9 protein-coding genes are annotated in these 13,660 nt (G+C 34.2%); 5 read left to right on the forward strand and 4 right to left on the reverse strand.

The window, feature by feature from the left end; all coding sequences use genetic code 11:
* Positions 1-132 precede the first annotated feature (132 nt).
* Positions 133-1,113: an NAD(P)-dependent oxidoreductase gene (locus tag ABIL69_08740; GenBank protein MEO0124071.1), complete on the reverse strand. Its 981-nt coding sequence runs from the start codon at positions 1,111-1,113 to the stop codon at positions 133-135.
* 80 nt (positions 1,114-1,193) lie between these two features.
* Between ABIL69_08740 and ABIL69_08745 the strand changes: the two genes are divergently transcribed.
* From ABIL69_08745 to ABIL69_08765, 5 genes are read left to right on the forward strand one after another with little or no spacing between them, the layout of a single operon-like run.
* Positions 1,194-2,363 carry a TIGR03087 family PEP-CTERM/XrtA system glycosyltransferase gene (locus tag ABIL69_08745; GenBank protein ID MEO0124072.1) on the forward strand — a complete coding sequence of 390 codons (1,170 nt, stop codon included), beginning with the start codon at positions 1,194-1,196 and terminating at the stop codon, positions 2,361-2,363.
* A gap of 23 nt (positions 2,364-2,386) precedes the next feature.
* Complete coding sequence (locus tag ABIL69_08750; GenBank protein MEO0124073.1) at positions 2,387-3,907, forward strand: polysaccharide biosynthesis C-terminal domain-containing protein; 1,521 nt, start codon at positions 2,387-2,389, stop codon at positions 3,905-3,907.
* Positions 3,904-5,148 carry an O-antigen polymerase gene (locus ABIL69_08755; GenBank protein MEO0124074.1) on the forward strand — a complete coding sequence of 415 codons (1,245 nt, stop codon included), beginning with the start codon at positions 3,904-3,906 and terminating at the stop codon, positions 5,146-5,148. Before ABIL69_08750 ends, ABIL69_08755 begins: the two co-directional genes overlap by 4 nt.
* Positions 5,149-5,166: 18 nt before the next feature.
* Positions 5,167-6,069, forward strand: coding sequence for a glycosyltransferase family 2 protein (locus ABIL69_08760; GenBank protein ID MEO0124075.1), 903 nt, complete (start codon positions 5,167-5,169; stop codon positions 6,067-6,069).
* Complete coding sequence (locus ABIL69_08765) at positions 6,047-7,189, forward strand: glycosyltransferase family 1 protein (GenBank protein MEO0124076.1); 1,143 nt, start codon at positions 6,047-6,049, stop codon at positions 7,187-7,189. Before ABIL69_08760 ends, ABIL69_08765 begins: the two co-directional genes overlap by 23 nt.
* A 52-nt stretch (positions 7,190-7,241) precedes the next feature.
* Here the strand turns inward: ABIL69_08765 and ABIL69_08770 are convergent, their stop codons facing one another.
* From ABIL69_08770 to ABIL69_08780, 3 genes are all read right to left on the reverse strand, one after another.
* Positions 7,242-8,477 (reverse strand): Wzz/FepE/Etk N-terminal domain-containing protein, encoded by a 1,236-nt coding sequence (locus tag ABIL69_08770; GenBank protein ID MEO0124077.1) that lies wholly within the window; start codon positions 8,475-8,477, stop codon positions 7,242-7,244.
* A gap of 85 nt (positions 8,478-8,562) precedes the next feature.
* A complete protein-coding gene (locus ABIL69_08775) occupies positions 8,563-10,911 on the reverse strand; it encodes a hypothetical protein (protein MEO0124078.1) in 2,349 nt (782 codons plus the stop codon).
* Between the two features lie 24 nt (positions 10,912-10,935).
* Positions 10,936-13,221 carry a T9SS type A sorting domain-containing protein gene (locus tag ABIL69_08780; GenBank protein ID MEO0124079.1) on the reverse strand — a complete coding sequence of 762 codons (2,286 nt, stop codon included), beginning with the start codon at positions 13,219-13,221 and terminating at the stop codon, positions 10,936-10,938.
* Positions 13,222-13,660: the final 439 nt, after the last annotated feature.

The following is a 13,660-nucleotide window of genomic DNA, read 5'->3' on the forward strand; positions in this document are numbered from 1 at the left end:
CAGGATTTCCCCATTTACTAAGGAAGACCAAGAGTTTCTTGAACAGTTAGCAAAAATAATAGAAAACCTTTTCTAAAGAATATAAAGACTTACTTTATCAATATTTAAATAGCCAATCTATCTATAACTTGTCTACTTGCTACTTTTTACCGATGTTAAATACCACTCAACCATCCTTTTAAATCCTTCTTTTATTGAAATTTTTTGTTCAAAGCCTAACCGCCTGATTTTCTCTGATTTGTGGTGTGTGGCAGTATTAAATTTTTTCATTCTTGCAGCAGTAATTGGAAAATTATATCCAGATACTTTTCCCAGAATGTCAAAAATACTTCCCGCGGTAGTTGCTATTGATAATGGAATTTTAATTTTAGGGATACCGTGCGGCATAAACTCGGTTATTATATTAACAATTTCCCGGGTCGTCATCTGGGGTTCATCAGAATAATTGAAAATATTAACACCTGGTTTTAAATAATTCATTAAGAAAATAGTTGCATCAACAAGATTTTCAACATAGGCAACGGATTTGATATTTGAACCATCTCCCACAAAGATGAAGCGCCTCTTATATATTTTATCAATTAGATTATAAACATTGCCATAATTTTCTGGTCCATAGATGACCGTTGGCCTTATTATAATTGCACTTCTGGTATTATTTTCTTCAACCCATTTGAGGATTGCTTTTTCCGCTGCTAATTTTGACTTACCATAATCAGTATCCGGTGTAGTAAAACTATCTTCAGTTGTTGGTTTATCTTGCGTTCCATAGACCGCAACACTGCTATAAAAAATAAGATTATTTATATTTAATTTTGACATACAATTGAGAAGATTTATAGTTCCACCTTCATTTACTCTAAAATACTCTTCTTTTGTAATACCGAAATCGTGATGTTTTGCTGCGAGTGAGATAACAAGCTCCACACCATGGAGTGATTTTGTTACATCTGCTGGTGATAAAATATTTCCGCAAATACTTTCACAGATATTTTTTTGCTCGTCAGACGGTTCTTTAACATCCAAACCAATCACTTTATGACTTTTTTCTACCAGTTTATAAGTCAAAAACTTGCCAATGAATCCGGTATGCCCGATTATAAGAATTCTCATAGTATATTATAATTAAATATAACATAAAATCAACATATTGATTTTTTATTAGAGTTGAGTAAAATTAACTACTTTAGATTATGAACATCCTTTTTTTGACCTCACGCTTTCCATTTCCTCCAATAGGTGGCGATAAATTACGATTTTTTTATATCTTAAAATATTTGAGCAGAAATCATAAAGTTTCAATTTTATGTTTTACCGATAAAAAATTATCTTCCGAGTTAACATCTGCATATAAAGATTATTTTTACGAGATAAATGTTGTTTTCCTGCCAAAAATAAAATCTTATATAAACTGTATTGTCGGTTTATTTAAAGGAGTGCCACTTCAAATTTCTTATTACAAATCCAAAAAAATGGAAAATTTAGTTCAAGAAAAACTTACCAACGGCAAATTCGATATCATATTTGTTCACCTTATCAGAATGGCAGAATATGTAAAAAAATCTAACATTTATAAAATTCTTGATATGACTGACGCACAATCTTTAAATTATACAAGGGCAATGCAGTATACGCAAGGGAAATGGTCAATAATACATCGTTTTGAAAAAGATCTTGTTTTAAACTACGAAAAAAATATCTGGCGTTATTTTGATAAAACTTTTGTAGTTTCCCCAATTGACCGAGACTATCTAAAAAGTTTAGACGAGAACATTAATGTAGAGGTTCTACCAAATGGAGTTGATGTACAAAAATATTCATTTTGCTTGAATGACCATCAAAATAAAAAGATATGTTTTATTGGTAATATGAGAACATTTCCCAATACCGATGCGGCGGTCTGGTTTTGCAAAGAGATTTTCCCAATCATAAAAAAAGAGATTCCACAAGTTAAGCTTTATATCGTGGGAACTGAGCCATCAAGAAGGGTTCGTGCATTAGCAAAAATTAAAGATGTCTATGTAACTGGTGAAGTTCCAAATGTGAACGAATATGTCTGGAATTCAGAGGTCTCTGTTGCTCCAATCCGTGTGGGAGCAGGAATTCAGAACAAAATTCTTGAATCAATGGCGCTTGGCACACCTGTGGTGACGACATCTATCGGATTAGAAGGGATTGAGGCGGAACCCAATAAGCATATCTTAGTTGCTGATAAACCGGATGAATTCGCGAAACAAGTGATAAGACTGATAAATAACAGCGAACTACGTGCTAAAATATCAACCGAAGCCCGAAGACTAATTGAAGAAAGATATACCTGGGATAGGGTGTTAAGATATTTGCTAAATTCCTTGACTTGGTAGCCAAATTTAATATATTGTTATAAATGGAAGAAATACATCAATTTGGATATTTAATAAAAAAATTCGGCAGGGACACAATTATATATTTTCCGGCAAAAATTATTCCAGGATTAACCATTATTTTTTTTACTGCGATATTTACTCGTGTTTTTAAACCAGAATTTTATGGGCAATATATTATCATAATTACTACTACTACTATCATTACCGCGATATTTTCACAATGGTTATTGCAATCAATTCTTCGTTATAGGGCACAATATATATATTATAATATGGAGTTTATATTTAATATAAATCTTTTTAAGATACTTATATTTATATCCTTATTGCTGATACTTTTATATACTGTTCTTTATCCTTTTAAGAAAATACTACATCAATATGAAAAATTTTATCTGGTTTCATTATTGATAATTGTCGCTGATATATGGTTTACTGTAGTCTTGACTATTTTCCAAGCGGACACCAAGGCAAATATATTTACTTTATACACCATTTTAAATGCATTTTTTAAATTAGGTTTATCTTTAATTTTTGTGTTTGTAATAAAAATGGATATTTCCGGACTTCTCTGGGGCGCTTTTTTATCTTCTTTTATACTTGTCACACCGATTATATTTACATTATTTGTCGCAAAAAAGTCATTTGAGGAATCTACAGAAAAAGATAAACAGAAGGCTTTATTTATAAACTTATTTAAACAATTTTTTGGTTATGGATTTCCCATGGTCGGTTGGTTTATAGGCTCTGAATTACTTATGGTATCTGACAGATATTTTTTGCAAATCTTCCGCGGAAGTAATGAAGTAGGCATTTACAGCACAAACTATAGCTTAATATCTTCGGCAATATCCTTTATTACTGTTCCTCTGCTAAATGCTGCACACCCTTTAATAATGAAGGCAAATGTTGATTCTTCTTTTAAACTCAATGAAATTAAAAAATTAATAAATGCATTTTCAAGATATTTTTTACTTTTAGTTTATCCGATCACTACATATATAGTGCTACTAAAAGGTGAGTTTGTTCGTATATTTTTGGGTCCTGGATATAGAGAGGGTTCAATTATTTTCCCGATTATAGCACCTGGCATACTCTTGTGGTTTTTTGCAATGTTTGGACATAAAGGCCTTGAATTGAGAGAAAAAACAAATAAAATGTTTTTATATGTTTTGGTGTGTGCAATTATGAAGTTGATTTTAAATGTATTTTTCATACCGCCCTATGGATACATAGGTGCTGCTATAACTACACTTATATGTTTTTCATTATATCCGGTGCTGGTATATTTTGGTACAAAAAATGATATAGAGTGGAGCATACCATGGATGACCATCATAAAACTGGCAGTAGTGTTGATTCCTTTGATTGTCGCCGTTTATGTTATAAAGCATTTTATTACACACTATATGATTGTTTTAATTGTCAGCCTATTTGTAGTGGTTATAGTCTATATTATTATGCTTTTCATTTTCCAAGAAATACAACCAGGTGAAATAATTGCAGCTAAACTTTTTCTGAAAAGGTTGTTTAAATTATGAGTTATTTATCTATCGTTTGTTTTTTGCTTTGTGTTTTCTTACTCCTTGATAGTCGCAGAAAGTCTGTTGATTTATTCTCGCCATCACGGGTTTTTGCATTTGTATGGGCGCTTGCGATTGGGCTTGCAGATTTAAAATTAAGTTATTTTCAACATAAATGGGATTTATATAGTTGGATTACGCTCTTACTAGGTATTTTTTCGTTGTTGACGGGTATTTTTGGCGCATATCTGGTCTATTCAAAGGAACGATTATTATATGTTGACGAAATAAGAAGATATTATTTCAATTATGCCATTAATGGAAAAAGACTATTTTATTCTTTAGTGATACTGATTGGTATTTATTTCATTAGTTATATCACCGAAGTAATTTTAGAAGGCTATCTACCTTTTTGGGCTTCAATTCCAGATAGAGCTAGAGTTGAGTGGGGGGTTTTTGGCATTCATCTTTTGGTAAATTCAATGCCAACGATCCTTTTTTTGGTATCAATATACTTCATTTTCATAAAGCAAAACAAAAAGAAGAAAATTTTACTTATGGTATTGTCTTTATTAATAATAATAAGCTATTTTTTTACATTACAGAGGTTTAATCTGACAATATGGATTTTAATGTTATTAGCACTCTTGTATTATACTACAAAACGTGTAAGTTTAAAGCATATCTTACTGATTGGTATTTTATTAGCCATTATCATAAGTTTAATACAAAAGGTTAGATTGGTTGCGTATGTGCAAAATTATATTTATGTAATTTCTAAAATGAAATATCCTGCAACCTTCTCAATTTTTACGGAGCCCTATATGTATATAGTTATGAATTTAGAAAATTTTGCGCGGGGTGTAAGTAATTTAGAAAACTTTACATATGGTTATTTCACTGGCGACTTTATTCTTGCGCTTATAGGAGTAAAACACTGGCTGGCAGAGACTTTTAATATTATAGAAAGGCCTTTTTTGATTTGTGGATACAATACTTTTTCATTTTTCTGGCCATATTATTATGACTACGGTGTTTTAGGTGTGGTTATGTTTCCATTTCTCGTCGGCGCCGCAACGGGATTTGCTTATTACTCATTGCGGACCTCTCCCAATTTATTAAATCTTAGTGTATATTCAATGGCTTTTTATATCCTTGTAATTTCTTTTTTCACGAACCCTCTTACAATGTTAAATACGGTGTTTAATATATTTTTAACGATTGCTATCATCATATCAATAGATTCAAGAAAATCTTAATTGAAATATAGGAGCACGATGCCCAGAATATCAATAATATTAGTTAACTGGAATGGTGCGATAGACACTATAGAATGTATTCGCTCTTTAAAAAAATGCCAATATACCAATTTTGAGATAATTGTCGTTGATAACAATTCAGAAAGGAATGATGTAGAATTGTTAAAAAAAGAATTTAGTTCTCATATAAAAATATTAAAAAATAAGACCAACCTTGGATTTGCGGGTGGTGTGAATACAGGGATAAATTTTGCCTTGCGGAGCGGTTCAGATTACTTATTATTATTAAATAATGATACTGTTGTAGAGCCCGATTTCTTAGACTTTCTTATAGAACAGGGAGAGAAAAATGAAGATATTGGAATTCTCGTGCCAAAAATTTGTTATTATTCAGCACCGCATATAATCTGGAGCGCGGGCGGATATATCAGTAGGCTCCGTGCGTCGGGATTCTCCTATGGAGATGGTAAACATGAAGAAAAATTTAACAATTCTAAATTTGTTACTTTTGGTTCCGGTTGCTGCCTTTTAATTAAAGCAAATGTTTTAAAGAAGATTGGTTTATTTGACGAAAATTACTATTTATATTTAGAAGATGCTGATTTTTGCTATCGCGTAAAAAATGCTGGCTATAAAATATTTTATGTTGGAAGATCTAAGATTTTACACAAAGTGAATGTTGCGAGTACAAGAAATATTGATGTGTTACCTTTGTATTTCATCACGAGGAACAGACTGTATTTCGCACGAAAATTTTTTAAAGGGTGGTTTTTAATTTCAACCCTGTACCTTATTTTAACCTCGATTCTAAAATCTTTATTATGGACGATAAAAGGCGATTTAAACAGAGTGGAGGCAGTTAGATTGGCCTTTACTGATTTTTTTAAACGCAAGTTTGGTGCTGCTAATTATTTTAAATGATGGTAATATGAATATCGGAATTGATATTAGTGTTTTAGAAAAGGGTGTGACAGGAATAGGCAGATATTTATTGGGTATTTTGAAATATTTACCCAAGATAGATAGTAAAAATAGGTATTATTTATTTTCATACAAAAGGCCTTATTGTGGGAATGAATTTTACAAAATTGTAGCAACAGGCAAGTATCTGCCATCAAAATTATATTCTCCTTTTTGGCTAAATATAGTCTTGCCCAAAGCGTTGCATAAATATAATATCAAATTATTATTTTCTCCTAATCACCTTACTCCAATAAAGTTAAATAAATCAAAATGGCAAAGCATAATTACAATTCACGATATCTGCCACAAAATTGATTCCTCTTATAAAGACCGTTTCTATCGTAATTATCTGGATATATTTTTACCTATTGCAATTTACAATTGTGAGAAGATTATAACTGTATCCCAATTTTCCAAAAACGAATTGCTGAAATTTTATAACATATCTTCTAACAAGATTTTCGTTATATATGAGTTTGCCTCAGAAATTTTTAAACCACGGGTTATAAGTAAAGAAATGCGCGATAATTTGATGCGACAACTATCAATCCCGGAAGAGTATATCTTATATGTGGGAGTTATCGAAAATCGTAAAAATATTTTAGGTATTTTGAAAATTGGTGATATAATTAAAAGCAAACGATACAAAATAAAAATAGTTCTGGCTGGCAAACCAGGTTTTGGGTTCGATTCAATTATGAAAGAAATAAAACGCCGTGATAATGTGATATATTTGAGTTATATAAATGATGAGTTATTACCTTATTTGTATAATCTGGCTAAATTATTTCTTTTTCCATCTTTTTATGAAGGATTTGGTTTGCCACCTTTAGAAGCAATGCAGTCAGGTATCCCTGTTTTAACTTCTAATGTGTCTTCACTCCCAGAAGTTATCGGTGAGGGCGGTATAATGCATAAACCAGATGATTACGAAGCATTTGCCGAGGATATAATAAGATTGATGGAGGATCGGTCCTTTTATGAAATAATGAGTAAAAAAGCGCTTAATCAGGCGAGTAAATTTAATCCCTATAAATCAATTCGTACATTAGTAGAAGTTTTTAATATTTTAGCGTAAGTAAGAAATAGTTTTCAATTTTACAAATATTACTTATTACAATAAGAGACATTTATTTTCTTCTAAATTTTTGTATTGTTAACTGCTTAATTTTGCGAAAGTCATTTACTACGGTATCAAAAACATTTTGCCAGGCAGGAATTTTCCTCAATTGCTGAATATATTCCAATAGAAATGATAGGAAAATACTTAGTAATAAACTTATTGCAAAAAATAACATTATTATTTTGCCTCGCCGCGGAAAACTTTTCTTTTCGGGGGGCGATGCTCTGTCAAGGAATTGGACTGATGGTGTATCCTTTGCTTCCATTATTTTTGCCTGTTCATACTGTTGGGTCAAAAGCTCATAGATTGCTTCCTGCACTTTAAGTTCCCTGAGCAATCGGGCATATTCTAAAGATAACTCAGGTAATTTGGCAAACGGCATGGAAAATCCCGCTCCAAATTCTTTTCTTGTAGTATCCTGTGTTCCAAATTCAATCCTTGCCAATTGTCTTTTTAATTCTCTCAATTCCCTATCTATATTTGCAACAAATGGATTATTTATACCATTCTCTGAGGCAATTGTTCCTTTCTGAACCTCACGCAAAATAATCTCACTTTTTAACTTTGCAATGGTTGCTATGGCATTTTCAATTTCTATGTCTAACGCAACCGTGCGATGTTTCTCTTGAAATTTCCTTAAGGCTTCTTCAGCATTAGCGAGTGAATCAATATTTTCCTTTAGACGCCGTTCAATAAAAATACGATATTTTTTACCGACAGTCATTGCAGTCTGAGTGTTGAATTTATCTAACTCTTCAATATATGCATTAGCAATATTCGCGGCCAAATATTTATTTTTATAAGTAACACTTACAGATACAATTCCTTCATTATTTACGGTTATTTTTGTAATGCTCTTTAATTCTTTTCTTGCGTCAGTCATAGTTTTGCATTTAAATTCTTTCATAAGATTAAATTTATTAATTATCTCATCTTTTATGCGGTCACTTTGCATTACTGCCGCAAATAAATCAGAAGGCGTGCTTGTTCCAGGCAGGATATTACCTAATCTACCAAGAGTGGTCATGCTTCCTAAAATTCCGGTAGATAACAAACCGAACATTGCGTCCTGCTGGGTGTTCGGTGGAAGAATGGTGGCAGTAGCAGTAAATTGCTGGATTAAAACAAAACTTGTTACAATTCCAATAATGGTAACAATACCAATGAATTTAATAATGAATTTTCTCCTTTTTAAAAGAATAGAGATATATGATAATAATGCAGAACTCATATTTTCACTCATAGAAATTAGTTTACATATTTTTGAATAGAAGTCAAGAATCCTTATAAGAATAAATATAAAAATAAAAAATTTTTGTTAGAGTAAATTAATAGGGTACTGAGAGGGTTAAATAATATGAATTATTTAAAAAATTATGCTCAATAAAATTTTTATCCTTATTTACAATGACTTTCAATATATGAAGTCCCTTTTTTATTAAAAATACTCCATTTGAAAATACAATTAACGACTTATTTGGTCTTATTGCCGATTTTAGAATAACCGTTGCAAACAGCGTGTCATTATTGTAAAAATGGACAAATACTGTATCGGTTGTTGCCTGAAGTGCATCAATATTTCGTAACAATGCAAAGACCCTCAACGAATCACCGTGCCGGGGATAGGGAGGCTCAGTCCAGACACTATCAATCACCAAATCCGGCCGTCTTAATACCGAATCTATTGGCTCATAAATAAACTTAGGAACCGTATCCAAAGCAATACTCACATAGCCCCTTGAATCCGCAGACCTGATATATGACTGCGGATTAGCATTATATGCTACTTTCTGCACTACTCCTGCATTGGTGCGCAAGGGCAACTTACACACTATTGAATCACCACTGATCCCCCATTCTTTCCAGCCAACATAAATTCGTCTGTTTGTCTGTAGATTTTCAAATTCATAGATCCGCAAAGTATCATAAGCAACACTCAATGTCAAGCACTTGTTAAATCGGTTATGTTTGAAAAAATTTGTTAACTGCTTAAATCCATAACCTGGTGGTCGCTTTGATAAATCCAGCCGGGTGAGCGCCCAGAGTTTACCTTCCCAGTCAATATCCGGTGTCCAGCGAGTGCTGAAAGCCCATAGAAAGGCATTGCCTAAAGGCCCTGCGGGATTATCATTCGCAATAAATGTTGTAAATGTGGCGAGTTGTTCATCTGTTTGCACAGGAAAGGCAATACCGATAGAGTCATAACTTGCATCAAAACAACCCGTAGAATGCTCGGTGCATAATAAAAATTTATCACCAAAACCATAATGCCTTAAATAGTACCAGACCGAATCAAGGGTCTGTTTCTGGCGCTGATGGAAATATGGTATAGATTGGGGAGTTGCATAGGAATGAATAGATGCCCCTTTACAGAAATTCCCTAAGCCATTTGTGGATAATCCAGCTAACCATTCTGGTGTAGTAATTAAATTAGTTGTACCATAATGAGGGACATAAAATATCGTAAATACGCTATCCGGTGATGCATAATTATCAGATACTGCCTTTTTAATTGCTGAGTCAGCAACGATACACATTCGGGTATAGACCTTTATCAAGCTATTTTTCTTGTATGGGCTATTATCAACAAGAATTAAACTATCATAATAAGGGTCAAATATTGAATCATTGCACCAGCGATGGCGAATCTGAATGCCGCTGCTATCCAATCCCAAAAGCCATTCCGGTTCATTCCATATTTCGTAATATTTTATCGGTAAATAAAATAAATTTTGGTTTTCCCTCCAGAAGTCGCCATTCGGACCATATCGTTTAACAAACTTATAGACATAACGAGCAAAATAATTTTCATGATTAATAAAGCCATTTGGAAGCAAGACTGATTTAAATAAATTTTTGGGAAAGCCCTTATACCATTCATGTCCTCGCACACCATAGATTAAAGTATCAATAGAATCGCAACAGGATGCCCATCTTGTGCTATTTGAAAAGCACCACAAGACATTAATAGTATCTTCAGCATAATAACGCATTAGTGTATCGCACCAGCCCCATTTATAGATTGTATCCTGTGGTGTTTTATTTTCCCACTGAAAATGTTGCCAGGCACAGAATCCTGTTCTATCCCAGGTTACACCCATTGCCTTCATTGAGTCAATCCCTGATTTCCACATTTCTTTATACCAGAATCTTTGGGGTTGTTGATTTGGAGTTACTGTCATCCCGGAATTCATCCCGAACAAATCCTTTGGAAAGTTATTAATACCGACAATCCGTGCTGCCAAATCGCACCCCGGATGACCAATCAACTCCCCATCAGGATAAGGATTGGAGCGGTTGTAGTAGAAGTTGGTGGAATATAGGTCTGACCGTGAGTGTTTTATATGCAATTGGTAAGTAAATCCTTTTCTAACCGGAACTTTAGGATTGAACTCAGCTGAGACGAGTTCATAATCGTAAAGTCCTGCCGAATCGCTATGAGTTTCACCTAATAGTGTCCCATCAAGTTCTTCAACGGTAAAAATATAATAACCAGGAATGATCTTCCTCCCGCAGAAGAATGATACCTCACTGATACTATCCGCTGTGGCGAGAAATGTCTGCCGCGCTTCGCGTGCATCGAAGTTATCGTTAAACGATAACTCCACATCATATATGGTGGCGGTGCCGAATAAATACGCCGCCATCATTGTCATAGCAACCAACACATTCTTCATTATTCCTCCTTTTTTAGCCTAATCTTAACGCACAACCACAAATTTCTTTACTAACGCCATATCCACCGTTTTGAGGAGGGCAAAATAAACACCACCTTGTAAATCCCGCAGATTATACTTACAAGTGTCACGCTTTGCATATAAACCTTTGTCCAAGCATAATAACCTACGACCTTGGATGTCATAAACGCTAATTTCATAAACCTCCGGGCACAGCAGCGCAAACCTCAATAATATAAAATCTCTAACAGGATTAGGATAAATATCAAACTCGGTAGTTCTGCTTACCGATGTTCCTATATCGTGCTCTATTATGCCCACCCCAAGCCATTCTAAAATCAACATACCACTCTCATAACACGCAACATAAATCAAGGAACTGTCAAGAAATAGACGTCGCACATCGTCGCAATGGTCGTAATAACCCACTATTACGGGATTTGTTGGGTCAACCACCTTTATCACATTCACTCGCCTCAATCTTGATGTAACATAAGCAATCGTATCTTTAACAACAACATCAAGCGCAGGATTTGGGTGCATCCCAATTTCTTGAGGTGCAGATGGAATTTTTACATTCAAAATTCGTAAACCGCCATTCAGAGTACCAAAATAAGCAAGTGTATCTTTTACAAAAATGCCCGTGGCATAACCGCCCGGCGGATTATCAAAATGCCCCACCTCAAAAGGTGCAGCAGGATTAGAGACGTTTAGTATTCGCAATCCTGAATCAGCATTGGCAATATAGGCAAAACTGTCTTGAAGAAAAATTGCATACGCTGATGTATAATTTGGCATATAGTATCGGGGGAAAGTGTCAGGGGAAGATGGATCCGTAATTTTTACGATCTGCAATATCCGACCGGAACCGAGTGAATAAGCCAAAGAATCTCGTACGACCATATCTGTGCCGATATTTAAAAGAGTACATTCACCAATAAAGTAAGGTGAAGATGGATTACTAATGTTAATAGTTCTAAATCGCAAAGGCCATCCAACGGAGAGATAAGCGATGCTATCCCTTATCCAAAGTGCTTCGAGGTCTGGATTTATTCCTGTTGTATTGTATTCTCCAACCTCATAAGGATTTGAGGGCGTAGTTATGTCCAAAATCTTCAAACCTTTGTTTGCATTGGAAACATACGCATAATTCCCTTGCACAAAGACATCCCTTGAATCATCAGCACCATAGATTGAATTTTGGGCAGTCGGATTCGTCGGGTTGTTAATGTTAATTTGTGTTAATCCCACACAGTCATTGGCAATGTAGGCATAGCCAAAGTTGTTGTTCACCCAGACCGCCTGGGCATAAACAGGTAGACTCGTATCACCGACCACAAACGGATTCGCCGAATCACCCACATCCACAATCACAAAACCAGGCAGATAAACATAAAAACCCAGTTTATAAATATTAACTCCACCCACATTCAACTGACCTTCCTGCCAGATATTCAAGGGATTGGAAATATTATAAATCCTAAACCCAGGCGTAGCATGAATCACACAATATAGATGATTGCCATCAGCAGTCAGGGTATAAACCCACAACGGCAGATAGTTTACAACCTGTGGATTTGCTGGATTTGAAACATTTATCGCTGAAAGCTTCCACCTGCCACCAGTATAAACATAATTACCAGAAATTGAAATCGTATAACTACTATCCCGGCACGCACCAACTTGATAGGGATTGTTTAAGTTTGCAATATTTACAATTCTCAAACTATCTTCTGCAACACAATAAGCAAAAGTGTCTTTAATACAAAAATCCCTTGCCGAAACATTGATTTGAGATATTTTAATTGGACTTGAAGGATTTGCCAGATTGAATACCTCAATCCCATTACCATAACTTGAAAAAAACAAAAGAGTGTCTTTTATGTAGATCTGCATTATCAAACCATTGACCGCAATCTGACTTAACCGCACAGGATTACTCGGATTTGAAATATCAAAGACTAATACTCCTGAACCAGCACCAAAACACAAAATATTTGTGCTCGCATTCCCATAAACCTCAAATCCCGGTCCAAAGGGCCATCTGCCAACACAGCGGACATTGAGGGAATCTCTTTGTCTCGGCTTAATAAAAGTCTGGAAGTAATCTTCGTTCCCAAATCCCCTCAATCTCGGCGGCAATCGTCTTAATGAATCAAATACAAACCCTTTATTAGACCCTGAAACAAGTTCAGGGTGACAAAGAAAATTATTGTCATTGCGAGACGCAGCTGAAGCAATCTCATATTTAAAAGTACCTGCACTAAGATAATTGAATATGACAAATAAAAAAATAATATATCTCCTCATCACCAACCTCCAGCAAATTCTAATCTAAGAAAGTCTAATGTCAATAATTGTATTTTAAAAATTGAGATTGCTACGCCTTCACTCCGCTCAGGCTAAATGACAGAGAAGAGACAATCCTCGCAGCAAGGTCACACCTCAGATGTCCAATCAACTCCCCATCAGAATAAGGATTATTACGTTTGTAGTAAAAGTTGGTTAAGTAGAGTTGATAAATTGAATGTCTGGATAGTCTCTTGAACCGCAAAATTCTTAATATAGGATAATCCCACATCGTAGCTGGCTGACTCTCCGAATATCAAAAAATCGTTTTACTTGTTATTCAAATTGCCTATTTTATACTTGTAGATTGTAAGATTAAGATTTTACATTTCAATTTTTTTTTAAATAATATTTAGGGATAAAGTAGCAGGGAGAATTTCATAGCCAATTTTTATTTGAC

The organism is candidate division WOR-3 bacterium (assembly GCA_039802005.1).
Lineage (GTDB): Bacteria > Hydrothermota > Tepidihabitantia > SM23-42 > JAOAFX01 > JAOAFX01.